General features: G+C 64.6%; 25 protein-coding genes. 8 read left to right on the top strand and 17 right to left on the bottom strand.

Translation table 11 applies throughout. The features are described from left to right. Positions 1-18: 18 nt before the first annotated feature. The gene (locus FHS31_RS04935; RefSeq protein ID WP_341786288.1) at positions 19-693 is read left to right on the top strand and encodes a YggS family pyridoxal phosphate-dependent enzyme; all 675 of its coding nucleotides are present in this window, start codon (positions 19-21) and stop codon (positions 691-693) included. Next, entirely contained in the window at positions 690-1379 is a 690-nt protein-coding gene (locus tag FHS31_RS04940) for an HAD family hydrolase (protein WP_167072257.1), read from the top strand. Before FHS31_RS04935 ends, FHS31_RS04940 begins: the two co-directional genes overlap by 4 nt. An 86-nt stretch (positions 1380-1465) precedes the next feature. Here FHS31_RS04940 and FHS31_RS04945 read toward each other — a convergent pair whose 3' ends face one another. The 6 genes from FHS31_RS04945 to FHS31_RS04965 all read right to left on the bottom strand — a co-directional run bounded on the left by FHS31_RS04945 (position 1466) and on the right by FHS31_RS04965 (position 6878). Continuing rightward, entirely contained in the window at positions 1466-1936 is a 471-nt protein-coding gene (locus FHS31_RS04945) for a L,D-transpeptidase family protein (protein WP_167072258.1), read from the bottom strand. A 26-nt stretch (positions 1937-1962) separates the two neighbouring features. Further along, complete coding sequence (gene ribA, locus FHS31_RS04950) at positions 1963-3027, bottom strand: GTP cyclohydrolase II (RefSeq protein WP_167072259.1); 1065 nt, start codon at positions 3025-3027, stop codon at positions 1963-1965. Continuing rightward, positions 3024-3839, bottom strand: a complete 816-nt coding sequence (locus tag FHS31_RS04955; protein ID WP_167072260.1) for an exodeoxyribonuclease III — start codon at positions 3837-3839, stop codon at positions 3024-3026. The genes ribA and FHS31_RS04955 overlap by 4 nt, the downstream gene beginning before the upstream one ends. Positions 3840-4202: 363 nt before the next feature. Then, the gene (locus tag FHS31_RS04960; RefSeq protein ID WP_167072261.1) at positions 4203-4895 is read right to left on the bottom strand and encodes a LolA family protein; all 693 of its coding nucleotides are present in this window, start codon (positions 4893-4895) and stop codon (positions 4203-4205) included. Between the two features lie 44 nt (positions 4896-4939). Then, on the bottom strand, positions 4940-5554 hold the full coding sequence (locus FHS31_RS16370) for an alpha/beta hydrolase family protein (protein ID WP_243843278.1): 615 nt from the start codon (positions 5552-5554) through the stop codon (positions 4940-4942). Then, on the bottom strand, positions 5487-6878 hold the full coding sequence (locus FHS31_RS04965; protein WP_243843279.1) for a S9 family peptidase: 1392 nt from the start codon (positions 6876-6878) through the stop codon (positions 5487-5489). Before FHS31_RS04965 ends, FHS31_RS16370 begins: the two co-directional genes overlap by 68 nt. Before the next feature lie 366 nt (positions 6879-7244). Between FHS31_RS04965 and FHS31_RS04970 the strand changes: the two genes are divergently transcribed. Next, complete coding sequence (locus tag FHS31_RS04970; RefSeq protein ID WP_167072262.1) at positions 7245-8132, top strand: DUF5677 domain-containing protein; 888 nt, start codon at positions 7245-7247, stop codon at positions 8130-8132. A gap of 199 nt (positions 8133-8331) precedes the next feature. Here FHS31_RS04970 and FHS31_RS04975 read toward each other — a convergent pair whose 3' ends face one another. The 8 genes from FHS31_RS04975 to FHS31_RS05010 all read right to left on the bottom strand — a co-directional run bounded on the left by FHS31_RS04975 (position 8332) and on the right by FHS31_RS05010 (position 16784). Further along, a complete protein-coding gene (locus FHS31_RS04975; RefSeq protein ID WP_167072263.1) occupies positions 8332-10644 on the bottom strand; it encodes an FtsK/SpoIIIE family DNA translocase in 2313 nt (770 codons plus the stop codon). Positions 10645-10706: 62 nt separating this feature from the next. Continuing rightward, positions 10707-11138, bottom strand: coding sequence for a response regulator (locus tag FHS31_RS04980; RefSeq protein WP_167072264.1), 432 nt, complete (start codon positions 11136-11138; stop codon positions 10707-10709). Positions 11139-11218: 80 nt separating this feature from the next. Further along, complete coding sequence (locus tag FHS31_RS04985) at positions 11219-12097, bottom strand: ParB/RepB/Spo0J family partition protein (RefSeq protein ID WP_167072265.1); 879 nt, start codon at positions 12095-12097, stop codon at positions 11219-11221. Beyond that, entirely contained in the window at positions 12094-12873 is a 780-nt protein-coding gene (locus tag FHS31_RS04990) for a ParA family protein (RefSeq protein ID WP_167072266.1), read from the bottom strand. The genes FHS31_RS04985 and FHS31_RS04990 overlap by 4 nt, the downstream gene beginning before the upstream one ends. After that, positions 12870-13490 (bottom strand): 16S rRNA (guanine(527)-N(7))-methyltransferase RsmG, encoded by a 621-nt coding sequence (rsmG, locus tag FHS31_RS04995; protein ID WP_167072267.1) that lies wholly within the window; start codon positions 13488-13490, stop codon positions 12870-12872. Before rsmG ends, FHS31_RS04990 begins: the two co-directional genes overlap by 4 nt. Then, complete coding sequence (mnmG, locus tag FHS31_RS05000; RefSeq protein ID WP_167072268.1) at positions 13487-15217, bottom strand: tRNA uridine-5-carboxymethylaminomethyl(34) synthesis enzyme MnmG; 1731 nt, start codon at positions 15215-15217, stop codon at positions 13487-13489. Before mnmG ends, rsmG begins: the two co-directional genes overlap by 4 nt. A 17-nt stretch (positions 15218-15234) precedes the next feature. After that, on the bottom strand, positions 15235-16536 hold the full coding sequence (gene mnmE / locus FHS31_RS05005; protein ID WP_167072269.1) for a tRNA uridine-5-carboxymethylaminomethyl(34) synthesis GTPase MnmE: 1302 nt from the start codon (positions 16534-16536) through the stop codon (positions 15235-15237). Continuing rightward, complete coding sequence (locus FHS31_RS05010; RefSeq protein ID WP_167072270.1) at positions 16536-16784, bottom strand: DUF6489 family protein; 249 nt, start codon at positions 16782-16784, stop codon at positions 16536-16538. The genes mnmE and FHS31_RS05010 overlap by 1 nt, the downstream gene beginning before the upstream one ends. Before the next feature lie 100 nt (positions 16785-16884). On the opposite strand from FHS31_RS05010, the gene FHS31_RS05015 reads away from it, so the two are divergent. Further along, positions 16885-17862, top strand: a complete 978-nt coding sequence (locus FHS31_RS05015; RefSeq protein ID WP_167072271.1) for a quinone oxidoreductase family protein — start codon at positions 16885-16887, stop codon at positions 17860-17862. Between the two features lie 69 nt (positions 17863-17931). Here the strand turns inward: FHS31_RS05015 and FHS31_RS05020 are convergent, their stop codons facing one another. The 3 genes from FHS31_RS05020 to FHS31_RS05030 form a co-directional block, all read right to left on the bottom strand. Further along, positions 17932-18576, bottom strand: a complete 645-nt coding sequence (locus FHS31_RS05020; protein ID WP_167072272.1) for a TerC family protein — start codon at positions 18574-18576, stop codon at positions 17932-17934. Positions 18577-18651: 75 nt separating this feature from the next. After that, complete coding sequence (rho, locus tag FHS31_RS05025; protein WP_167072273.1) at positions 18652-19908, bottom strand: transcription termination factor Rho; 1257 nt, start codon at positions 19906-19908, stop codon at positions 18652-18654. 307 nt (positions 19909-20215) lie between these two features. Continuing rightward, positions 20216-20665 (bottom strand): CopD family protein, encoded by a 450-nt coding sequence (locus tag FHS31_RS05030; protein WP_167072274.1) that lies wholly within the window; start codon positions 20663-20665, stop codon positions 20216-20218. A gap of 445 nt (positions 20666-21110) precedes the next feature. Between FHS31_RS05030 and FHS31_RS05035 the strand changes: the two genes are divergently transcribed. The 4 genes from FHS31_RS05035 to coaE all read left to right on the top strand — a co-directional run bounded on the left by FHS31_RS05035 (position 21111) and on the right by coaE (position 24081). Continuing rightward, on the top strand, positions 21111-21932 hold the full coding sequence (locus FHS31_RS05035; protein ID WP_167072275.1) for a pyruvate, water dikinase regulatory protein: 822 nt from the start codon (positions 21111-21113) through the stop codon (positions 21930-21932). Continuing rightward, the gene (locus tag FHS31_RS05040) at positions 21929-22522 is read left to right on the top strand and encodes a Maf family protein (protein ID WP_167072276.1); all 594 of its coding nucleotides are present in this window, start codon (positions 21929-21931) and stop codon (positions 22520-22522) included. Before FHS31_RS05035 ends, FHS31_RS05040 begins: the two co-directional genes overlap by 4 nt. 114 nt (positions 22523-22636) lie before the next feature. Further along, the gene (gene aroE / locus FHS31_RS05045) at positions 22637-23494 is read left to right on the top strand and encodes a shikimate dehydrogenase (RefSeq protein WP_341786290.1); all 858 of its coding nucleotides are present in this window, start codon (positions 22637-22639) and stop codon (positions 23492-23494) included. Next, entirely contained in the window at positions 23491-24081 is a 591-nt protein-coding gene (gene coaE, locus FHS31_RS05050) for a dephospho-CoA kinase (RefSeq protein WP_167072278.1), read from the top strand. Before aroE ends, coaE begins: the two co-directional genes overlap by 4 nt. Positions 24082-24083 lie beyond the last annotated feature (2 nt).

Genomic DNA, 24083 nt, shown 5'->3' on the forward strand with positions numbered 1-24083 from the left:
CTTTTCTATAGCGCGCCCGTGCCGTCCGCAGAAATCAGCCCCTCCGAACGCCTCGCCGCTGTGCGCGCCGCCATCGCGCACAATGCCGGGCTCGCCCGGCGTGACCCTGCCGATATCGAGCTGATCGCCATCTCCAAGACGCATCCCCCCGAAGCCATCGCGCCGCTGATCGCCGCCGGACAGCGGAGCTTCGGCGAGAATCGCGTGCAGGAGGCGCAGGCAAAGTGGCCGACGCTCAAGGCCGAGACCGCGGATATTCATCTCCACCTCGTCGGCCAGTTGCAATCGAACAAGGCGGACGACGCCGTGGCGCTGTTCGACGCGATCCACTCGGTCGATCGCCCCTCGCTGGTCACCGCCCTCGCCCGCGCAATCCAGGCACAGGGCCGCGCGCCCGATTGCTACATCCAGGTCAACATCGGCGAGGAAGCGCAGAAGGGCGGCTGCGCCATCGCCGATCTCCCCGCGCTGTTGCACACCGCCCGGGATGCGGGCCTGCCGATCGTCGGCCTGATGGCCGTGCCGCCCGCCGATACCGAGCCCGCGCCCTATTTCGCCTTGCTCGCCAAGCTGGCTCGCAATCATGGCCTCACCCAGCTCAGCATGGGCATGTCGGGCGATTATGAGACTGCCGTGCTGCTGGGCGCGACCTGCGTGCGCGTTGGCTCGGCCCTGTTCGGAGAGCGCGGATGAGCATCACCGTCGCCGATCGTTTTGCTGCGATCCTGTTCGATTTCGATGGCGTGCTGATCGAGAGCGAATATGCCGGCAATCTCCAGATCGCCGAAACGCTCACCCGGCTGGGCCACCCGACCACGCCGCAGCAATCGATGACCCATTTCATGGGACTGGCCGCGAACGAATTCCTCGCAGCCGTCGAGCATTGGATCGGCCGCCCGATCCCGAATGCCTTCTACGACGACCGCGAGGCGGAGAACCGCCGCGCGCTTTCGGAAGGCATCGATGCGGTGGCGGGCGCCATCGCCTTCGTCGATAGCCTTCCCGCCAACCTGCCGATCGCGATCACCTCTTCCAGCACCACCGACTGGATCCGCGCCCACCTGGCGCACATCGGCCTGCTGGATCGCTTCGAGGGACGCATCTACTCAGGCCGCGAACATGTCACGCGCGGCAAGCCCGCGCCCGATCTCTATCTCCATGCGGCAGCGCAATTGGGCGTACCGATCGCCCGCTGCCTGATCATCGAGGATTCGCCGGTGGGGGCGACGGGCGCGGTCGCCTCGGGCGCGACGGTCGTGGGTTTTTGTGCGGGGACTCATTGCCCGATCGATCATGCCGACGTGCTGCGCGCCAAGGGGGTACAGCGGATCGCAGCGGATTTCGGCGAGGTGGCGGCGGTCCTGGCTGGCAATACTTAAACCCGTTCATCCCGAGCGAAGTCGAGGGACGTGCCACGGGCTGTCAGGCCAACGTGTCTCGACTTCGCTCGACACGAACGGTCTGGTTAGCGGATAATCATCGTATCCCCCGGCCCCAATTCCGCCACCAGCGCCACCAATTCCTCCCGCGCAATCGCAACGCACCCCTCGGTCGCCGCGCAATCGCGCCGGCAATGCAGGAAAATCGCCGACCCTAACGGCGCCACCGGGGGCGCATCATTATGCCCCAGCGCGACGATGACATCGTAAAGCCCATCCTCCCGCCACAGCCGCTCTGCCGAGAAGGAATGCGGATGGCGCACCGGCCGATTGTAAGCCGGATCGGCCACGTCATCCGACCAGCCATCGTCTTTACCGATCCAGCGCCAAGGCAATGCAGTGATCGGTGCCGCCACCCGATCGGGCCGCAGCAGCACGGCCCGAATCGCATATTCGCCCAGCGGCGTCGCGCCATCGCCTTCACGCTTGTCGACTGCAGCAATCGCCCCTGATCGCCCGATCGCGCACGAAATGCTGCGCCCGCTCGCGTGCAGCATTTGCGCCGCGCAATCGACCTCAAGCCTCACAGAAAATGCCCGGCCTTGTCGCGCTTGATGCCGAGATAGGCCTGATTGTGCGGGTTGGCGGGCAGCGCCAGCGGCAGCCGCTCGATCACCTCGATCCCCGCGCGTGCCAGCCCCGCCACCTTCTCGGGATTGTTGGTGAGCAAGCGGATGCGGTCCTGGTTGAGCAACGCCAACATCCGCGCCGCCACGCCGAAATCGCGCGCATCCTCCGCGAAACCCAGCCGGCGATTGGCCTCCAGCGTATCGAAGCCCTGATCCTGCAGCGCATAAGCGCGCAGCTTGTTGACCAGACCGATGCCCCGCCCTTCCTGGCGCAGATAGAGCAATATGCCCCAGCCGCTGGCAGCAATTGCACGCAGCCCCTCGTCGAGCTGCGGCCCGCAATCGCATTTGAGGCTGCCGAATGCATCCCCGGTGAGGCATTCGCTGTGCAGCCGGACGATCGGCGGCTGGCCGGTTGGCGCGCCGATCAGCAGCGCGACATGCTCGGCGGCGTCGGCAGGGCCGCGAAAGGCGACGATCTCGGCCTGCTCCGCACCCTCGATCGGCAGGCGTGCGCGGGTGACGATGCGCAGCTGCCCCGCATCCTCGATCGCCGCGACATCGGCGGCGGCCAGCGAAACCTCCGCGGGCCCCTCGGGCAACAGGAAGAAGGCCGGCAACACCCCCGCCAAGCGCGCCAGCGCCAGCGCCGCATTCGCTGCCTCGCCGGCCGCCAGCGGCGCGCTCTGATACGGTCCCTTGAAGGGGTTGGAGAGATCCGCCGACGGATCGGCAAGCGCTACCGCGCCCGGCAGATCGAGCCAAGGCGCGCGCCCGATCAGCACCGGCACCGCAGGCGTTGCGGCATCGCGCTGGTTGGCGAGCTTGAGCGTCGCGGCGCGTTCGGCCGACAGCAGCACGCCCGCCATGCCCGCCGCATCGAACCCCGCCAGCCGCTCCTCGTCCGCGGTCTCGATCGCCAGAAGGCAGATTGCGCCGCCATCGCCCGCGATTCGGATCGGCCAGCCGCGCCGGATCGCGTCGATGGCACGCGCCGCCGCCTTGGGATCGCCCGTCACACCGCGAACTCGGTGACCAGCGGGACATGGTCCGAAGGCTTGAGCCAGTTGCGGCAATCCTCGTGCACCGTGTGCGCGGTCGCCATCGCCGCCATCGGCCGCGACGCCCACATATGATCGAGCCGCCGGCCACGATCGTTGACCGTCCAATCGGGCGAACGATAGCTCCACCAGGTGTGCAGCCGCGCCGGCGCCGGATAAAAATGCCGCCCGAGATCGACCCAATCGTGCGCCGCCAGCAGCCCGTTCAGCGCATCGACCTCGACCGGAGTGTGGCTGACGACATTGATCAGCGCCTTATGGCTCCAGACGTCCGATTCCAGCGGCGCGATGTTGAAATCGCCGACGATCAAGGTCGGCTCGTCGAGGCATTCAGCCCAGCGCGTCATCCGCGCGACGAAGGCCAGCTTCTGCGCGAACTTCGGGTTCACCTCGGGATCGGGAATATCGCCGCCCGCGGGCACATAGACATTCTCGAGCCGGAAAGTCTTGCCGCCACCAAGATCGAGCCGCACGCCGACATGCCGCGCCTCGCCATTGTCCTGCCAGTCATAGCGCCAGCAGCTGTCGTCGACGTCCTGCAGCGGCACCTTACTGAGGATGCCGACGCCATGGTGCATCTTCTGCCCATGCAGCCGCTGATGCCGGTAGCCGAGCGCCTTGAACGCGGCGGCAGGAAAGACGTCATCGGTGGCCTTGGTCTCCTGCAGGCAGAGCACATCGGGCTGCTGCTCGCGCAGAAACCGCTCCACGATCCCGATCCGCGCCCGCACCGAATTGATGTTCCACGAGGCGATCTTGAGCGAGGTCATTGCGCAGCGATGTAGCGACCACCCACCGCGATTGCCAGCAAAGGAGGCAACGGCCGCAGGCCGCAAGGCCGAACGCCCGCCTGGACCAGCCGAAGGCTGGGAGGAAAGCCAAAGCGGGCGGATGCCCGCGCCGGCGCCTGAGGCTAAAATACTCCAAAAACCAAAGGCCCCCGCTCCGGGGGCTTGGAGCGAGGGCCGACCTGGCGTTCGTCGCGCAGGCTGGTGGCGAAATCGATGCCCATGGGCAACAGGGGGGAATCCCAAGGGCGACTTCGCAACCGCCTTGCGGCTTTAGGCCAGCCTACCTGTCACTTCGATGAATAGAGACGGATCGCCAACGGCCTGTCGCAAAAGCGTCGGGATTCAGCGCCGTGTCTGGGGGCGTGGATCGCGGAAGGTGAAGCTGCTGTCCGAAACCGGCACGTTGAAGCGCTGATTGCTCAGCAAGGTCGTGGTCTGGCCGCCCTGGGCATCGGTCACCGACCAGCCGGTGAGCATCACCCCCGCCGGCGCCGCGGGGGTGCGGACGAAGCCGAGCACGATCTCGCCGAATTCGGGATGCTTGGGATCGCGCCCGGCGATCAGAATCTTGTTGGGGTCGGGCCGCACCTGCCCGCCGATCCTCGGCAATACCGCGTGGACATAGCGCGACACGTCCTTGTCGGGATCGAGCAGGATCGCCAGCGGACTGTTGCCGACCGGCCAGCGCGAGACCTGCCCCACCTGATAGTCGATCATCGTCAGCGCCTTGCCGTCGCCGACGATCAGCAGCGGCACGCCGGGCGCATATTGGAAGCGGATGCGGCCCGGGCGCTTGAGGGTCAGCGTGCCGGTCAGCGTCTTGTCGTTGGTATCGGTCTGGCTGAAATTGGCCGTCATCGTGGTCACCGCGCGCAGATGCGCCTGCACCTGCGCAAGCTGCGCGGCGGCGATGACTGGCCCGTTGGGCGCAGCTACCGCTCCCAGCTGGGGCGATGTTCCTTGCGGGAATATCTTCTGGGCAGAAAGGGGGGCAGCCACGGCCACGGCCAGCGTCAAGATGATTGTTCGTTGCATAAGTGCGTCCTGAAAGCGCGCCGTTGAACGCGCTCTGAACCCGCCTAACGCGCCGGATCGGCCAACAGGGTCCGCTGCCAGAACAGGATCGTCGCCCAGAATTGGTAATCGACGTTCGCCTTCTTGGCGTAACCGTGGCCCTCGTCCTTGGCGAGCATCGTCCACACCGGAACACCATTGGCGCGCACGGCTTGCACCATCTGCGCGGCTTCCGAAGGCGGCACGCGCGGATCGTTGCCGCCGGTCGTCACCATCAGCGGGATCCTGAGATCGGCGGCATGGGTCAGCGGCGAGATCGCCAGCAGCTTGGCGCGCTGCCTGGGATCACGCTCGTCGCCATATTCGACGCGGCGCAGATCGCGGCGGTAGCTCTCGGTATGCTCCAGGAAGGTGACGAAGTTGGAGATGGCGACGATGCAGCTCGCCGCCTTGAGCCGCGCGCCGTAACGGATCGCGCTGGCATAGCACATATAGCCGCCGTAGCTGCCGCCGGTCTCGGCGATGCGCGCCGGATCGATCGCGGGATCGGCGGCAAGCGTATCGAGGAAGGCGCCGATGTCCTTCACCGTATCCTCACGCTTGAACGGCCCGTTATCGAGGCCGACAAAGCGCTTGCCGAAGCCGGTCGAGCCACGGACGTTGGGGATAGAAGACTGCAATGCCGAGTTCGTTGATCAGGTAATTGGTGCGGCCGAGGAACACCGGCCGGCTCTCGCCCTCCGGGCCACCGTGGATATTGATTATCAGCGGCCGTTTGCCAGGGAATTTCTTGGGGTCAGGCCGATAGAGAAAGCCGGAGACTTCCTGACCGTCGAAGCTCTTCACCTTGAGCAGCGTGGGCTCGATATTCTTGCTCGCGTCCAGCCCGCCGGTCTCGCTACTCGTCCAGCGCGTCACCGCCAGCGTCGCCGGATCGAGCGCATAGACGTCGCTCGGCGTGCCCGCACCGGTCAGGCTGAAACCAAGCGTGCCCCACGGCGCGAACTGCAGCGAAGCGATCACGCCCGAGGGCAGACCATCGACCGACCGCACCTCGCCGGTGCGCGTATCGAGCAGTTTGAGGCGGCTGACGCCCTCCTCGTTGACGACGAAGGCGATCAATTTGCCGTCGACCGAAACATCGAACTCCTCGACATCGCCCTTGGTCACCGCCGCGATCGGCGTGAATACGCCGCTGTTCGGATTGAGCCGCCCGAGGCGCAGAAAGTCGGAACCCTCGTCGGACGTCACCCAGAGGATGCCATCGTAGGAGAATTTGGCGCCGCCATAGGCGATCGCCTTCTTATGATCGCCGATCGGCCGCATCTGGCCGGTCTCGATATCCATGAAATAGAGATCGGTCTTCGCCACCGGGAGCGTGTTGGCGACGACCGCGCTGGTGCCGTCGGCAGTGAAATCCTGGACCGACCAGCCGCCGCCCTGCACCTGCGCCACCAGCCGATCGCTCTTGGGATCGCGCGGATCGATCACATAGATGTCGTCGTCGGCGCCGTTGCGGCGGGTCGAGGTGTAAGCGAGCCATTGGCCGTTATGGCTCCAGGCGTTGAGCTCGTTGCGGCTCTTGCCGTCGGTCAGCAGCGACAGGCGCCCGTTTGACAGGGTGTAGAGCTGCCAGAACTCGCTGCCGCCGACATCCTTCTGCACGACGAGCACATCGCCCTTCTTCGGCGCCCAGCTCCCCGCCGCGATCCGGTCCGCCTCGAACGACAGCTGCCGCCGATCCCCGCCCGGCATGGCCACCTCATGCAGCTGCGGCACATTGCCGAACCGGGTAGTGATCAACGCGCCTTTGGTGGCGGCATTCCAGCCCTCGAACGCCGCGGCACGATATTCGAGGTAAGGACGGGTGGCATCCGCCAACGATGGGGGGACGGGCGGGACTTGGTCGAGCATCAATGCGGCGGGCGGGGTGACGACGGGATCGGCCAGCGCGGGCATCGCCATCGCCGCCAGCGTAGCTAACGCCAAAATCCTAAGCGCCATTCCGTCCTCCACAGATCGTTTCGACTGTTGTGCCAATTGCTACAGCCAGCCGAGCGGCGAGCAAAGCGGCGTTTCTATGGTAGAGGGATCTTGAGCCTTGTTGGGTCTTGAAGTCTATCAGCCCGTCGTCGGAATGGCCGGGCCAACTTGCGCCGTCGCCGCAATCTGTCGATGCCCATAGCGGATGTCGGTTGAACGGCTGCAATAATCGGGAGAAGATGCATAATCGAACTGTCTGCGTTATTGGACAAAAGTATACGATGCTTCATCAGAACGGCGAAGCGAGTTCCTCGGATGGCTCGATCGTATGAAGGTCGGCACTGGTTAAGGATCAGGGTGACGGAGCTACCGTAGGATGGACGCCGCGTGGAAGAATTTTCAACTATAACCGCAAAGTATCAGCCTGCTTACATCCAGCGCTGTTTTAGTTCGATGGCCGGCCTGCACGAATTTTCGGTCGCGTTTTACCGCGACGTTGGCGACCTTTATGATGCGCTCGCGCGGCTGAAGAATATCGATCGGAATCCCACGGGCTTCTCGATAGATGATGCCCCTATTCTTGGGCTTCTCGTCCGGATATCGAAGCTCGTTAAAGAGCTGGTAGTCTATTATGAAGCCGATAACGCTGAGATGATTGGCATTCTTGATCGACCACTGATCGAAGCATCTGTGATAGCGACCTATCTAATGCTGAATGGGCCTGATGCCGTAGATGATTATCGGAAGTGCTCTTATAAAGATCGCCTACGCATCCTGCGTGAGATGGAAAGCGGCTCGCCGTTTTTTGATACGAAGGCTGGGAAGCGATTACTCGGGTCCGTTCGTGGCAAGATGAGCTTAGAGCGTCTAACGGAAGACGATTTTTCTAAGCAGAAAAAGAACAGCTGGAAGCTTCAAGGGAAGAACTTCCGAACGATCTTCGCTGAGGTCGAACATGACGATCTCTACCCCGCGACCTATGGTATAATGTCGGAATCAATCCATGGCTCATGGAATGAGTCGATGGATTGGGGACTCGTCCGGAATGACGATGGCACCTTCTCCGCCTTCACGGATCCTCACCCCGCCGACATTCGTTTCATGGCGCCGGTACTGAGGTTTTCGCTCCGCCCGTTTCATATGTGGCTGAAACGGATTGACGTCTATGACGAGAACATCAAGGGCACGATGGATTGGATTGAGCGCGTAAACACTAGGCTTTTCCAAGCTTTCGATGCCATCTACGCAGGGGAATATGATCCGAAGCGTAACTGAGGTGTTTCGAGCGGATTTTGAATTATGTCTTCATCGCGTCATAGATGAGTTAGCACTATTGCTTCTTGAAGGTTCGAGAAGCCTACTGCGACATGATCTTCTAACAAGTCCTAAAACTGGACAAGCCGCTTCAGGCTATTGACTACCGATAACTGCCCGAGAGCTCTCACCCGATAGCGTATTAGCCCCGTCGCATGCCCTAAACCGGCTGGCCGTTGCGATCGACCAGGACTTCGCGGCGGCCGACGTGATCGGGGGAGCCGACGACGCCTTCCTTCTCCATCCGGTCGATCAGCCGCGCCGCGCTGTTGTAGCCGATCCGCAATTGCCGCTGGACGTAGCTGGTCGAGGCCTTCTGCGACTCCGCCACGACCTGCACCGCCTTGCGATAGAGCTGCGCATCGGGTGAATCATCGCCCGCCGGGGCGCCCTCCAGCGCGAAACCGCCGTCGTCGGGCTCTTCGGTCACTGCGGAGATATATTCGGGCGCCTTCTGCGCCTTCCAATGCTCGGCCACCGCGCGCACTTCCTCGTCCGAGACGAAGGGGCCGTGGACGCGGATGATCTGCTTGCCGCCGGGCATGTAGAGCATGTCGCCCTTGCCCAGCAGCTGCTCGGCGCCTTGTTCGCCGAGGATGGTGCGGCTGTCGATCTTGCTCGTCACCGAAAAGCTGATCCGCGTCGGCAGGTTCGCCTTGATGACGCCGGTGATGACGTCGACCGAGGGGCGCTGCGTCGCCATGATCAGGTGGATGCCCGCCGCGCGCGCCTTCTGCGCCAGCCGCTGGATGAGGAATTCCACCTCCTTGCCCGCGGTCATCATCAGATCGGCGAGCTCGTCGATGATCACCACGATCTTGAACAGAGGCTCGAACTCGAGCTTCTCTTCCTCATAGATCGGCTGGCCAGTCTCGGCATCGTAGCCGGTCTGCACCCGCCGCCCGAGCGGCTGCCCCTTGGCCTTGGCGGCGCGCACTTTCTCGTTGAACGAGGCGAGGCTGCGCACACCGATCGTCGCCATCATCCGATAGCGGTCCTCCATCTGCTCGACCGCCCATTTGAGCGAACGGATCGCCTTGGGCGGATCGGTGACGACCGGCGTCAGCAGGTGCGGAATATCGTCATATACGCTGAGCTCCAGCATCTTGGGATCGATCATGATCATCCGGCACTGCTCGGGATTGAGCTTGTACAGCAAAGACAGGATCATCGAATTGAGCCCGACCGACTTGCCGGAGCCGGTGGTGCCCGCGACCAGCAAATGCGGCATCGGCGCCAGGTCGGCGATCACCGCATCACCCGCGATATTCTTGCCGAGGATCAGCGGCAGATTTTCGGAGGCATGATCGTCGAACAAAGGATTGTCGACCAGCTCGGACAGCACGACCGATTCGCGCTTCTGGTTGGGCAGCTCGATGCCGATCACGGTGCGGCCGGGCACCGTGGCGATGCGCGCCGACAGCGCCGACATGTTGCGCGCGATATCGTCGGAAAGCGCCGTCACGCGGCTCGCCTTGATCCCTGCGGCGGGCTCCAGCTCGTACATCGTCACCACCGGGCCGGGGCGGACATGGGTGATATGACCGCGGACGTGGAAGTCCTCGAGCACCGTCTCGAGCAGCCGCGCGTTGCGATCGAGGCTGGCCTGATCGATCTGCGGGCCCATACTCTTGGGCGCGGGCGCGAGCAGATCGACCGTCGGCAGCACCCAGGTATCGCCGAGATCGAGCTTGGCCTGACGCTCGCGCTGGCCGCGGCCGCCGCTCAGCGCCGCGACGGGCGCAACGATCGTCGTGCGCGGCGGGGGCGTTTCCTCCGCCGCCGCCTCGATCTTGCGGCGCGCGGCGCGCGGCAGCGGGCGTTCCACCGGCAATAAGACGGGAGCGTCGCCTTCCATGCCATCCGCGCGCTCACGCCGCCGGAACAGCGCCTCGCGCTCGCCCGCGCTCAGCCCCATCGCCCAGAAAGCGCAGGCGAGTCCGGCGATGGCCAGCAGCAGCATCGCCGCGATCCGCACCGCATCGGCCCAGCCGCCGCGCAGCTGCGCCAGGCCGAGATCGATCGTGTGCGCCGCAGCGATGCCGATCGCCCCGCCGAGCCCCGCGGGCAGCGGCAGCCCGACGCGCACCGGCACCAGCGCTACCGCGCCGTCGATCAGGATCATCGCCACGATGGTGATCGGCAGCGCGCGCTTCCAGCGGCCCGCCTCCACCCCGCGCCACAGCCGCAGCGCGACGACGATCAGCGGCGGCAGCAGCAGCAGCGCAGCAACGCCGAACAGGGTGAAGAGCAGGTCGGCAATCCAGGCGCCCGCCGTGCCCAGCACATTGGCGGGCGGCCCGCCCGCAGCGGTGTTGAGCGCGGGATCGACGGGGTGATAGCTCGCCAGCGCAAAGCCGAGCAGCAGCACGAGCGCCAGGATCGCCAGCGCGCCGGCCATCGCCCCGCCCCGCCGCCCGAAAGCACCGGCGCGCGCGCGCCATTCCGTCCCGTCCGCCAGCCGCGTCGCCATCCCCGCACACTCCTCCGAACCGGAAGCGTGTACTCTAAATGTTCCCACAAGTCAAGCGAAAATCAATTTTGGGCGACATGATCCCGGATCGCGGCGGCATCTTCGGCCTCGATCTTGGCGTGGCGGTGGGCGACGTCCTTGACCAGCTTGATTAGCTCAGCCGATTGGCGGATCGCATCGGCCTTGTCGAAAACCCCCGCCGCCCCGGCGATCAGCGCCTGCGTGCGGAAATCCATGCCGCGGCCCGTGCTGGACGACAGCATCACCACCGGCGCGTCATGCCGCTCCCGCAACAGCTTGAGGAATTCCAGCCCGCGCATCCCGGGCATCTCCTGATCGAGCGTGATCACATCGAAATGATCGGTGGTGAGCATCTGCTCGGCCTCGATGACGTCTTCCGCCACCGCCACCTTGATATCACGATCGCCCTGCAGGACGCTGGTCAGCATCCCGCGGATGGTGATCGAATCGTCCACGATCAGTACATTGATCATCGTGACGCCACATCCACTCTGGTTAAGCGATGTCGATAGCGCGAGCAGGTTAACAGAGTGTTGGCCATGCGGAAAAATTCTTAGATCGGGCCGCCGCTAAGCCGCTGACAAATCATATCTAATTGGTCGAGCGTCGAGTAATCGAGCGCGACCGTGCCGTCCCCGCCCGAGCGATGCTGGATAGCCACCTTGAGCCCGAGCAGATCGCCGAGTTGACGCTCCAGCGCGACGATATCGGCGTTCATGCTCTTGAACTCGAGCGGGCCGAGCGGCTTCGGCGGCTTGGGCTTGGCCTTGCGCACCAGCGCCTCGGTCTCGCGCACCGAAAGCCCGCGCTTCACCACGTCGTGCGCGATCGCCTCGGCATCGGGCGCACCGATCAGCGCGCGGGCATGGCCCATGCTCAGCCGCCCATCGACCACCATCGCGCGCACCGCGGGCGGCAGATCGAGCAGCCGCAGCAGATTGGCGACATGGCTGCGCGATTTGCCGACCAGCTTGGCCAGCGCCTCTTGGCTGTGGCCATAGGTCTTGGCCAGCCGCTGATAGGATTCAGCCTCCTCGATCGCGTTGAGATCCTCGCGCTGGATGTTCTCGATGATCGCCAGCTCGAGCATCTCGCCATCGTCGAGCGTGCGGATCAGCGCCGGGATCTGATGAAGCTGCGCGCGCTGCGCCGCCCGCCAGCGCCGCTCACCCGCGACGATCTCGAAGCCCTTGCCCGAAGGGCGGACGACGATCGGCTGGATCAGCCCGCGCGCCTTGACCGAAGCGGCCAGCTCATCGAGCGCGCTCTCGTCGAAATGACGGCGCGGCTGATCGGGGTTGGGGAAGATCGCGGCGACGGCGAGCATCCGCACGCCCTCGCTGGCGCCCGCCCCCGCGATCGGCTCCTCGCGCTTGACCTCGCCGAGCAGCGACGACAACCCCCGCCCCAGCCCGCGCTTGACCTCGCTCACGCCGCCACCGCCAGCTGCGGCAGCCGCCCGAGCAGCTCACGGGCGAGCGCGATATAGGCTTCGGACCCGGGGCAGCGATGATCATAGACCAAAGCGGGAAGACCGTAGCTCGGCGCTTCGGACAGGCGGACGTTGCGCGGGATCGCGGTCTCGAACACCAGCTCACCGATCACCGCGCGCACGTCCTGCGCGACCTGCTCGGAAAGGCGGTTGCGGCGATCATACATCGTCAGCGCCACGCCAATGATCGCCAGCCCCGGATTGAGGTTGGCGCGGGCCCGTTCGACGGTGCGCAGCAACTGGCTCAGGCCCTCGAGCGCGAAGAACTCGCATTGCAGCGGCACCAGCACATAGCGCGCGGCGGCTAGGGCATTGATCGTCAGCAGGCCGAGCGATGGCGGGCAATCGATCAGGCAGACATCCCAGCGCGGCGGCAGCGCATCCATGGCAGCGGCGAAACGGCTTGTACGATCCTCCGCGTCCACCAGCTCAACCTCGATGCCGGATAGATCCTGAGTCGCAGGTATGATGTCGAGCTTCGGCACCGCCGTGGGACGGACGGCATCGGCCATCGTCGCTGAGCCCGCCATTACTTCATAGGACGATCGAGCGCGCGCGCCCGGATCAACGCCCAATCCAGTCGAAGCGTTACCTTGGGGATCGAAATCGACAAGCAGCACGCGCAGTCCGGTCGCTGCAAGCGCGGTCGCGACGTTGATTGCGCTGGTCGTCTTGCCGACCCCGCCCTTCTGATTGGCCACTGCGATTCTGATCATGTCTTCGGCCTCACCCCACGCGCCACCACGATCGACGCGCTCGAATCGGTCTGGCTGGGCACCAGCCGGAAATCACCGTGCCACGAAGGCCGCGCCGCCGCCAGTTCGTCCGCGGCGCTGCGGCCCTTTGGAAGCACCCAAAGCGTCTCCGGTGTGGCAAACCGTAGACCCATAGCAAACAAGGCATCGAGCGAGGCTACCGCGCGGGCGCTGATCACGCCTGCCGGGCGCAGGGGCGCCGATGCCGCAGTCTTGGCGACAATGGACGTGCGATCGGCGATGCCGAGCTCGTCAACGACGTGCTGCAGGAAAGCCGCTCGCTTGGCGCGCGGCTCGATCAGCATGGCAGGTGCCTCGCGCAGAATCGCCACGACGATGCCGGGGAGCCCGGCGCCGCTCCCGATGTCCACCCATAAGTCTTGGGCCTCACGCGCAAGCGGCAGGACCTGCGCGGAATCCAAGATGTGCCGTTGCCAGACGAGATCTAGCGTCGACGTCGACACGAGGTTTTGATGGACCGCCTCGCCGCGCATCAGGTCTACGTAGCGGCGGAGTCGTGCTGCCGTTTCACGTGGAACATGGTCGCAAACGATTGCCTCAGCCTCGTCCTCCGTCATGCCGACCGTGCCGCCACGAGGATTGCTGTGAGCGCGGCTGGCGTTATCCCGCGTATGCGTGCAGCGTCGCCAAGACTGGTCGGCTGCGCCCGTGACAGCCGCTCGATCATCTCGTTCGATAGGCCGGCAACTCGCCGATAGTCGATCGAGCCCAGGGTAATCCCGCTGTCCCGCTGTCGCCGCTCGATCTCGATTGCCTGCCGCTGTACGTAGGGCCTGTAGAGCGCATCAGCCACAACCTCAGCCGCGACATGTGGGGCGATGCCGCGCGCGACCAGCTCTTGCCCGTCGTCGCCCTCGCTCAACTGCTTCTCAGCATCGGCCTTGGATCCACAGTGCCGTTCGATAATCTCGGCTCGCGCGGGAGAGACTGCTCCGCTTCCCCGCGCGCAATCGCCAAGGCGTGCGATCGCATTATCGGCCCGCATATATAGACGATGTTCCGCGCGCGCCGTCAGCATGCGATAGGGCTCGGTCACTCCCTGTAAGGTGAGGTCATCAATCATCACCCCGATGTAACTCGACGTCCGATCGAAGCGCGCCGGGGTTTGCCCCATAGCCGCCGCTCCCGCTGACAGGCCGGCGACCAAACCCTGCGCCGCTGCTTCCTCATAACCCGTCGTGCCATTGATCTGGCCCGCGAGGTACGAGCCGGGAATGGCGCGCAGCTGCAGATGGCTATCGAGCCCGCGTGGATCAACGTGGTCATATTCCACCGCATAGCCCGGCTGCGTAATCCGACACTGCTCAAGGCCAGGGATGCTCGCGATCAGCGCCGTCTGAATATCAACCGGCAGCGACGTCGAGATGCCATTGGGATAAACGGTCGGATCATCAAGGCCCTCGGGCTCAAGGAAGATCTGATGGCTCTCGCGATCGGCGAAGCGATGGATCTTGTCTTCGATGGATGGGCAGTAGCGCGGCCCCTGCCCCTCGATCGCGCCGGAGAACAGCGGCGAGCGATCGAGACCACTCCGGATGATGTCATGGGTCCGGGGGGTAGTTCGTGTGATGGCGCAAGCGATCTGAGGCTGCCGCGACGAAGGCAATGCCGAGAAAGACCAGTGCTCGCTGTCACTAGCTTGATATTCCAGCCTAGCCCAATCGATCGTGCGCCCGTCGAGCCGGGGCGGCGTACCGGTCTTAAGGCGGGACACCGCCAGGCCGAGATCGCGGAGTTGGGCTGCCAGGGTCAGCGCCGCGCCCTCGCCCACACGCCCGCCTGTCTCCGTTTCCTCCCCTCGGAATATCTTGCCTCCAAGAAAGGTGCCGCTGGCAATGACAACAGCGCGTGCCGCAAGGCGCGTGCCACCGGCCAACTCTACGCCGGACGGGACACCACCCTCGATCAGCAGACGATCCGCGCTGTCCTCGACGATAGACAGGCCGGATGTCGCGCGTAGCATTGATTGGATGGCAGCGGCATAAAGCTTCCGGTCCGCCTGGACACGGGGGCCGCGCACGGCGGGCCCCTTGCTCCGATTGAGCATGCGGTAATGAATTGCCGCCGAGTCTGCCGCCCGCGCCATCAGGCCATCGAACACATCAAGCTCGCGTACGAGATGACCCTTGCCGATGCCTCCAATCGAAGGATTGCAGGACAAGGTTCCAAGCCGATCCGCGCGCATGGTCACCAGCGCCGTTCGCGCGCCCAGCCGCGCTGAGGCGGCCGCAGCCTCGCAGCCGGCGTGCCCGCCGCCGATAACGATTACATCGTAGTCAGTCATACATGTTCCACGTGGAACTATTTGCCCAGACAGAAGCGGGCAAACAAGCCGTCGAGGACGGCCTCGACATCGGCTCTGCCGACCACCGCGTCAAACGCTGCACGCCCTGCTCTCAGATGTTCCGCTTGTAATAATGGATCGCTCTCAGTCATCGTACCGGCCAACGCTCGTTCCGCGTCGACGAGAAGCGCGCGCTGCCGAATATTCAACGCCAGCGAATCTGACCGAATTTCCGCCGATGCCGCCGCCGCGATAAGATCGCGCAAAGCTGTCATACCCTGCCCGGTTAAGGCTGAGAGCCCTAAGGCGTAACCCGATGGCGTCGCCTCCCGTCCTGGAATATCGTTTCGGCCATGTACCGAAACCGATCGAGGCGGCGCATCCTCGATCGCGCCGAGCCAGATTACCAAGTCCGCGCTTTCTATAACCGCCCGAGCGCGGTCAACCCCGATGGCCTCGACGACGTCACTCGTCTCGCGCAGGCCCGCCGTATCGGTAAGGAGCAAGGCCGTGCCGCCGATCGCGATCGGCGCCTCCAGTGAATCACGGGTGGTGCCGGGGATGGGGGTCGCAATCGCCACCTCTCTCTCAGCTAATGCATTGATAAGTGTGGACTTTCCCGAGTTTGCCGGGCCGGCGATCACCACCCGGAAACCATCTCGCAGCCGCTCCGCAGACGGTGCCCGCAGGATATCGGCGATTTCCTCATGCAGCACCGCGAGCGCCCGATCGAACGCAGGCGGCAGCAGGGCCTCGTCGTCCAGCTCCTCACCAAACTCCAGCGCCGCCTCGATCTCCGCGGCCAAGGCCACCAGCCGGGTCCGCCAATCCCCGATGCGCCGGCTCAACCCGCCTTCGGCCATGCGCAGCGCCGCGATCCGCGCTTGCTCACTTTCGGCCTCCAGCAGATCGGCCAATCCTTCGGCCTGCGCCAGATCGATGCGGCCGTTGAGCAAGGCGCGCCGGGTGAACTCACCCGGCTCCGCCATGCGACATCCCGGCAGCGCGCCGATGGCATCGAGTACCGCCCGCACCACAGCGCGCCCGCCATGCAGATGCAGCTCGGCCAGATCCTCCCCCGTCGCCGTACTTGGCCCCGGGAACCACAGCAGCAGCGCCTGATCGAGCCGCGCCCCCGCCGCATCGTGCAAATGTCTCAGCGTCGCCCGGCGCGGCACCGGCAGCGCGCCCGCCAAGGCACACAGCACCGCTCCCGCCTCCGGCCCGCTGATCCTGACGATCGCGATCGCGGCCGGTGGCGCGCCCGAGGAGAGCGCATAGATCGTGCCGGGGGCGTCCTCGCGGCAAAAGCGCTGCATCACCCGCCCGACTTGGGCCCGGTTATCTGGCCGATCATCTGCTTCCACATCGTCATGCTCGCCTCGCCCATCGGCATCATCGGCATCCAGCTCTTCATCATCGCATCGAAAGTTTCGGGCGTTACGCCATCGGTGATCGCAGCCTTGAACTTATCGAGATAGGCATCGTGGATCGCGGTCAGATCGGGCAGGCCCATGAAGCGCCGGGCTTCCTCGGGGGTGCAATCGACATCAACGGTGATCTTCATGGACATTCCCCTGGGATTCGATCGCCTGCCTATCGGAACCGCTGGCGACGGTCCAATCCCGGCGATAGAGCGCGCGGATTACGAAGGAGAGTGAGGCGGCATGAACGATTATCGGCTGATCATCCGCGCAACCGGCGGCCCCGAGGTGATCGAGCGCGAATCGGTGGGTGCGCTCACGCCCGGCAAAGGCGAAGCGGTGGTGCGGCACCACGCCGTTGGGCTGAACTTCATCGATACCTATCAGCGCAGCGGTCTTTATCCCCAGCCGTTGCCCAGCGGCCTCGGATCGGAAGCGGCGGGCGTGGTGGAAGCGGTGGGCGAGGGCGTCACCTTGGTCGCGCCCGGCGATCGCGTTGCTTATGCGCGCGGTCGCCTGGGGGCTTACGCGACCGTAAGAACGATCGGCGCCGAACATTTGGTCAAGTTGCCGGATGCCATCAGATTTGAGGTGGCCGCAGGGGTGATGCTCAAGGGTCTCACCGCCGATATGCTGGTGGGCGAGATCGGCGAGGCCAAGGCCGGCCAGCACGTGCTGGTTCATGCCGCGGCAGGTGGGATGGGATCGATCCTTGTGCAGTGGCTGAAGGCGCTCGGCTGCATCGTGATCGCCCACGCCGGCAGCGCTGAAAAGGCAGCCAAGGCCAAGGCGCTCGGCGCCGACCACGCCTTCGCTTGCCCGCTCGATCAGCTGGCGGAGAAAGTCCGCAGCCTGACGGATGGCCGCGGCGTCGATCTGGTGCTGGACGGTGTCGGCAAGGAGAGCTGGGCCGCGAGCCTCGCCAGCACTGCCAAGCGCGGTCTGATCGCCAGTTACGGCAATGCCTCGGGTCCGGTGCCGCCGATAGCTCCGCTGGAGCTAAGCCGTGCGGGATCCCTGTTCCTCACCCGGCCGACATTGTTCGATTATGTCGATACGCGCGAGAGGTTGGAGGCCGCCGCAGCGCGCCTGTTCGCGCGGATCATCGACGGCAGCGTCACCGTCGAGATCGGCCAGACCTTCCCGTTGGCCGATGCCGCCGAAGCGCACCGCGCATTGGAAGGACGTAGAACCAACGGATCGACGGTGCTGGTGCCCTAACCCCTTCCGTTCGTGTCGAGCGAAGTCGAGACACGTCCCTCGACTTTGCTCGGGACAGACGGGCGTTTGCTAGAACAACGTCCCCAAGCCCGTCGCCGGATTGACGATGCCCTCGTGGATCATCCGCACCGCCACGAACAGGATCACCGCCAGACCGATATAAGCGATCCAGCGATAGCGCTCGATCACCCGCGCCAGGATGTTGGCCGCGACGCCCATCAGGACCACCGATAGTAACAGGCCGATGATCAGGATGCCGGGATGCGCATGCGCGGCACCGGCGACGGCCAGCACATTGTCGAGGCTCATGCTGACGTCTGCCACCGCGACCGCCCAGGCGGCGGCCGCGAAACTCTTGGCAGGCTTGAGGCCTGCCGCCTCATCCTGCCCGCTACCGTGCCTGAGCTCGCGCCACATCTTCCAGGCGACCCAGAGCAGCAACAGCCCGCCCGCAAAGGTCAATCCGACGACCTGAAGCAGCTGGGTGACGATCAGCGCGAAGATGATCCGCAGCACCAGCGCGGCGATGATGCCGATCAGGATGACGCGCTTGCGCTGTTGCGGGCCGAGCCCCGCCGCCAGCGCGCCGACGACGATGGCATTGTCGCCCGCCAGCATCACGTCGATCATCAGCACCTGCAGCAGCGCAGCCAGCGCCGACGGCGAGCTCAGGTTGGAGAAGTCGGTGACGATTTGCTGCCAGATTGCGGTCATCGAACCGGAATAGCAGAAGTGCGACTGCTGTCGATTGCTGACGGAATCCTCCTCCCTTCCAGGGAGGCGAGGCCCCTACTGATTCATGCTGTCGAAGAAGTCCTCGTTGGTCTTCGAATCCTTCATCTTGTCGAGCAGGAACTCCATCGCATCGGTGGTGCCCATCTGCATGAGGATGCGCCGCAGCACCCACATCTTGGCGAGCTTGGCCTTGTCGAGCAGCAGCTCTTCCTTGCGCGTGCCCGATTTGCCGACATCCATCGCCGGGAAGATGCGCTTGTCCGCCACCTTGCGGTCAAGGACGATTTCGGAATTGCCCGTACCCTTGAACTCTTCGAAGATGACTTCGTCCATGCGGCTGCCGGTATCGATCAGCGCGGTGGCGATGATCGAGAGCGAGCCGCCCTCCTCGATGTTGCGCGCGGCGCCGAAGAACCGCTTCGGGCGCTGCAGCGCGTTGGCATCGACACCGCCGGTCAGCACCTTGCCCGAGCTTGGCACCACCGTGTTGTAGGCGCGGCCGAGGCGGGTGATCGAATCGAGCAGGATCACGACATCCTTCTTGTGCTCGACGAGGCGCTTGGCCTTCTCGATCACCATTTCGGCGACCGCGACGTGGCGCGTGGCGGGCTCGTCGAAGGTCGAGGAGACGACCTCACCCTTCACCGAACGCTGCATATCGGTGACTTCCTCGGGCCGCTCGTCGATCAGCAGCACGATCAGGAACACCTCGGGGTGGTTGTCGGTGATCGCCTTGGCCATGTTCTGCAACATGACCGTCTTGCCGACGCGCGGTGGCGCCACGATTAAGGTGCGCTGGCCCTTGCCCTGCGGCGAGACCAGATCGATCACCCGGGCCGATTTGTCCTTCACGGTCGGATCGGCGGGATCGAGCGTCAGCTTCTGCTCGGGATAGAGCGGCGTCAGATTGTCGAAATTGACGCGGTGGCGGACGGCTGAGGGATCATCGAAATTGACCTGGGTGAGCTTGGTCAGCGCAAAATAGCGTTCGCCATCCTTGGGTTCACGGATCTCGCCTTCCACCGTATCGCCGGTGCGCAGGCCGAATTTGCGGACTTGGTTAGGGCTAACGTAGATATCGTCGGGGCCGGCGAGATAATTGGCTTCGGGACTGCGCAGGAAGCCGAAGCCGTCCTGGAGTACTTCGATCGTGCCGAGGCCCAGGATCTGCTCGCCCTCTTCGGCCTCGGCCTTGAGTATGGCGAACAGCAGATCCTGCTTGCGCAGCGTGGACGCGCTCTCGACGCCGCGCTCCTCCGCCATGGCGACCAGTTCGGCCGGGGTTTTCTTCTTGAGGTCTTTGAGATGCATTGGGGGTCCGGGGACTTGAAGGGGGAGGGTGGAACGGCACGGCAGAAAGCTGGCGGTTCGGAGCTGGAGTGCTGGAAGGTGTTCCCGCAAGGACTGCAGGGCCTGTCTGGTGGCAGCGGTAAATGCTGCGCGGGGCAGCGTCAAGAAGTGAGATGGGGATGGGGACGGTTGTGATCAAGCGGCGCTTGAGCCCCTCCCCTTTAGGGGAGGGGTTTGGGGTGGGGCAGTTCGGTAGGACGCAGGCCTTACTCTGAAAGAAGCGGCATTCCCCACCCCAACCCCTCCCCTGAAGGGGAGGGGCTTAAGGTCAAAACGGCTTAACGATCACCAATACGACGATCAGCGCCGTCGCGATCCCCGGCACCTCGTTCATCAGGCGCAGCGCGGTGCCGCTCATCGGCCGCTCGCCACGCGCGAGCTTCTTGCCGTAAGCAACCATATAGCCGTGGTAGCCGGAGAGACTGAGGACGAGCAGCAGTTTGGCCGAAAGCCAGCCGTCCGCCCAGAAATGGCCGATCGTCGCCAGCGTGATTCCGAAGATCCAGACGAGGATCATCGCCGGCGTCATGATGATCGATTTGAGCTTACGCTCCCGATCGATCCAGCGCTTCTCTTCAACCGATCCGGGCACGCTCTCCTGATGATAGACATAATAGCGCGGCAGCATGAACAGGCTCGCGATCCAGAAGATCACGAAAATCACGTGCCCCGCCTTGATCCATTGGTAGGTCATTTCGAGCACCGATCCCAAGCTCATGCGCCGTGCATAGCGGGCAAGGCTTGAATATGCACTACCGGTCTATCGCCTAAAATCCGCGCCGGAGAGCGACGGCATTGCGCTCGGATCGCGGCCATGCACCGAGCGGGAACTTTTCGTGTCCGGACCGGGTCGGCCATGCATCCCTTTACTGATCTAAGAGTTTTAAAAGGATTCTGTTGAATCTAGTAGGCAGCCGGGAAGCGGGGTTTATTCACCCCGCGCTTTTTTGCCAACAGCTTGACTCCGGGAAAGCCCTGCAAGTTCCGCGAGTCGTCACACAGACTCCCATTATCCACAGGCTATGGCCAATTGTTGATCCCCTGTGGATGGGCTCCTGCATGAAATTTGCAAGGCGGGGGCCGATCGGATCGCTTGCCGCCGCCCACGCGCTTCCGCTAGCGCTGCCCCCATGCTTTTCCACAGGCGGACCTGAAGCGAAACGATGCGCCTGCACCTGCATCTCCTCTCGGATTCCACAGGCGAGACGCTGGAGGCGATCGCCAAGGCGGGGATCGCCCAGTTCGATGGCGTCGAGACCATCAAGCATTTCTGGCCGATGGTGCGCTCCGAAGGCCATCTCGATCGCGTGCTCGGCGAGATCCTGCAGCGGCCGGGACTGATCATCTACACATTGGTCAATTCGGATGTGCGGCGCACGCTGGAGCATCGCTGCCGCATCGCGGGCCTGCCGCATGTCGCCGCCCTCGATCCGGTGACCGAGGCGTTGCAGCGCCTGCTCGGCCAGGAGGCCAAGACCAAGCCTGGCCGCCAGCATACGCTGGACGAAGCCTATTTCGCGCGCGTCGACGCCATTCAGTTCACGATCGCCCATGATGACGGCATTGCGCCCGAGGATTGGGAGGAGGCCGATATCGTGCTGGCGGGCGTGTCGCGCTGCTCGAAGACGCCAACCAGCATCTATCTCGCCAATCGGGGCTATAAGGTTGCCAACATCCCGCTGGTGGTCGAGAGCCCCCCGCCGGACATCCTCTACCATCTCGAAAAGCCCTTGGTGGTGGGGCTCACCACCAGCCCCGATCGGTTGATCCAGATCCGCCGCAACCGCCTGCTCTCCCTCAACCAGGCGCCCGATACGGCCTATGTCGATCAGGAAGCGGTGGCGCGCGAGCTCGCCTTCGCGCGGCGGATGTTCGCCGATCAGGGCTGGCCGGTGATCGACGTGACCCGGCGGTCGATCGAGGAGACGGCGGCGGCGATCATCAACCTGATCGGCGAAAGGCACCCCGAAGGAACGGTGGTGTGACGGACATCGTTCTCGCATCGCAATCGGCGTCGCGCCGGGCGATGCTGACCGCGGCGGGCGTGTCGTTCCGTGCCGAATCACCGGGGGTGGATGAGGAGGCGGCGAAGGCATCGCTGGTCGGGCTGAGCGGCCGCGATCTCGCCGACGCTTTGGCCGAGCTCAAAGCGGTCAAGCTTTCGCTGCGCCATCCACAGGCGATCGTGCTCGGCTGCGATTCGACGGTGGAGACTGCGGATGGCGCTTTGCTCGATAAAGCGGAAAGCCGCGTGGATGCCGAGGCGCAACTGAAAGGCCTGCGCGGGACGACGCATCGCCTGTCCAGCGCGATCGTCGCGGCGCAGGGCGGCCAGCCGATATGGCGCCACGTCGATGTGGCGAAGATGACGATGCGCGATTTCTCGGACGACTTTCTCCAATCCTATCTCGGTGCCGAGTGGCCCGCGATCGGTGGCTGCGTCGGCGGCTATCGGATCGAGGGACTGGGGGCGCAGCTGTTCGCCAAGATCGAGGGTAGCCAGTTTACGATCATGGGACTGCCGCTGTTGCCACTGCTCGCTTGGCTGCGCGATCGCGGAGCGCTGCCGGCGTGACTGGTCTTCCTCGTCACCCCAGACGTGTTCCGGGGTCCACCCCACCACGAATTCCGGAGCTTGAGGATAGGTGGACCCCGGAACACGTCCGGGGTGACGATGGGAATTCGGTTCGTGACTGAGCCATATGCCGAAGTGATCGGCGATCCGATCGCGCATTCCAAATCGCCGCTGATCCACAGGTTCTGGCTCGATCGGCTCGGCATCGGGGGCGATTATCGCAAGACGCACGTTTTCCCCGATCAGCTCGCCGCCTTTCTCGCTGAACGCCGCGCCGATCCCGACTGGCGCGGATGCAATGTCACCATTCCGCACAAGCTGGCGGTGATGTCCCACCTCGACGTGATCGATCCGATCGCTGCCAAGATCGGCGCGGTGAACACGATCGTCGCCCCGCCCGAAGGCCTGTTCGGCACCAACACCGATGCCGCTGGCTTCCTCGAACCGCTCCGGCCCCGCCTTGCTGAACAGCATCTGCTCCGCACCGCGCGCATCTTCGGCACCGGCGGCGCCGCGCGGGCGGTTGCGCATGCGCTTTGGGACGAAGGCTTCACGTTGATCCTGATCGCGCGCGATCTCACCAAGGCGGAAGCGCTGGCGGGCGAGTTTGCGGCGGGCCATGTCCATGCTGCCGCGCTCGCATCCTTCGCCGATCCCCTCGCCTTCGATTGGAAGGACACCGAGGGACGACTTGATCTGGTCGTCAACGCGACCTCGCTCGGCATGACGGGGCAACCGCCTTTGCCGCTCGACTTCAGCGACGTTCCGCCGGGCGCGATCGTCTATGATGCCGTCTATGCGCCACTCGAGACCCCGCTGCTGGCCGAGGCGCGAGGGCGTGGCCATCCGACGATCGACGGGCTGGCGATGCTGATCGGCCAGGCACGGCGCGCGTTCGAGCTTTTTTTCGGCCAGCCTGCGCCCGCCGATCCCGAAAGCGATGCGGCGCTCAGGGCGTTGCTCACCGCATGATCGTCGGGCTCACTGGATCGATCGGCATGGGCAAGTCGACGGTCGCCGAAATGCTGCGTCGGCAGGGCATCCCGGTTTTCGATGCTGATGCCGAGGTGCGGCGCCTGCAGGGGCCGGGCGGATTGCTGATCCAGGCGATCGAGGCGATGTTTCCCGGAACCACCAGCGCATCCGGCGTCGATCGCCCAGCGTTGGGGGCGGCCGTGTTTGGCGACGCTGCCGCGCTCGCGCGGTTGGAGGCGCTGGTCCACCCAGCGGTCGCGCGGTCGCGCAGGCTCTTCCTGCGCCGCTATCGCTCGCGTCCGATCGCGGTGCTCGATATCCCGCTGTTGTTCGAAACGGGCGGCCATCGTCGGCTCGATGCGGTCCTGGTGGTTTCGGCACCGGCCTGGAAACAGCGCCGGCGCGTGCTCGCCCGGCCCGGCATGACGCCCGCGAAATTCGCACGAATCCGGGCGATTCAGGTGCCTGATGCGGTCAAGCGCCGTTCCGCTGACTTCGTCATCCCCACCGGCGGCACGATTGGCCAGACCCGCGCCTCGGTTCGTGCGATCCTTGCTTGCTTGGCGGCGCGGAGGGGCAGATAGAA

Origin of the sequence: Sphingomonas vulcanisoli (genome assembly GCF_011761305.1) — a bacterium.
Classification (GTDB): Bacteria; Pseudomonadota; Alphaproteobacteria; order Sphingomonadales; family Sphingomonadaceae; genus Sphingomonas_I; species Sphingomonas_I vulcanisoli.

Bases quoted from the DNA above. Each gene is read 5' to 3' on its own strand.
- FHS31_RS04940 (WP_167072257.1), top strand. From the start codon at position 690: ATGAGCATCACCGTCGCCGATCGTTTTGCTGCGATCCTGTTCGATTTC.
- FHS31_RS04945 (WP_167072258.1), bottom strand. From the start codon at position 1,936: ATGCTGCACGCGAGCGGGCGCAGCATTTCGTGCGCGATCGGGCGATCA.
- FHS31_RS04955 (WP_167072260.1), bottom strand. From the start codon at position 3,839: ATGACCTCGCTCAAGATCGCCTCGTGGAACATCAATTCGGTGCGGGCG.
- FHS31_RS04960 (WP_167072261.1), bottom strand. From the start codon at position 4,895: ATGCAACGAACAATCATCTTGACGCTGGCCGTGGCCGTGGCTGCCCCC.
- FHS31_RS04965 (WP_243843279.1), bottom strand. From the start codon at position 6,878: ATGGCGCTTAGGATTTTGGCGTTAGCTACGCTGGCGGCGATGGCGATG.
- FHS31_RS04975 (WP_167072263.1), bottom strand. From the start codon at position 10,644: ATGGCGACGCGGCTGGCGGACGGGACGGAATGGCGCGCGCGCGCCGGT.
- FHS31_RS04980 (WP_167072264.1), bottom strand. From the start codon at position 11,138: ATGATCAATGTACTGATCGTGGACGATTCGATCACCATCCGCGGGATG.
- FHS31_RS04990 (WP_167072266.1), bottom strand. From the start codon at position 12,873: ATGATCAGAATCGCAGTGGCCAATCAGAAGGGCGGGGTCGGCAAGACG.
- rsmG (WP_167072267.1), bottom strand. From the start codon at position 13,490: ATGACGGAGGACGAGGCTGAGGCAATCGTTTGCGACCATGTTCCACGT.
- mnmG (WP_167072268.1), bottom strand. From the start codon at position 15,217: ATGACTGACTACGATGTAATCGTTATCGGCGGCGGGCACGCCGGCTGC.
- mnmE (WP_167072269.1), bottom strand. From the start codon at position 16,536: ATGCAGCGCTTTTGCCGCGAGGACGCCCCCGGCACGATCTATGCGCTC.
- FHS31_RS05010 (WP_167072270.1), bottom strand. From the start codon at position 16,784: ATGAAGATCACCGTTGATGTCGATTGCACCCCCGAGGAAGCCCGGCGC.
- FHS31_RS05015 (WP_167072271.1), top strand. From the start codon at position 16,885: ATGAACGATTATCGGCTGATCATCCGCGCAACCGGCGGCCCCGAGGTG.
- FHS31_RS05020 (WP_167072272.1), bottom strand. From the start codon at position 18,576: ATGACCGCAATCTGGCAGCAAATCGTCACCGACTTCTCCAACCTGAGC.
- rho (WP_167072273.1), bottom strand. From the start codon at position 19,908: ATGCATCTCAAAGACCTCAAGAAGAAAACCCCGGCCGAACTGGTCGCC.
- FHS31_RS05030 (WP_167072274.1), bottom strand. From the start codon at position 20,665: ATGAGCTTGGGATCGGTGCTCGAAATGACCTACCAATGGATCAAGGCG.
- FHS31_RS05035 (WP_167072275.1), top strand. From the start codon at position 21,111: ATGCGCCTGCACCTGCATCTCCTCTCGGATTCCACAGGCGAGACGCTG.
- coaE (WP_167072278.1), top strand. From the start codon at position 23,491: ATGATCGTCGGGCTCACTGGATCGATCGGCATGGGCAAGTCGACGGTC.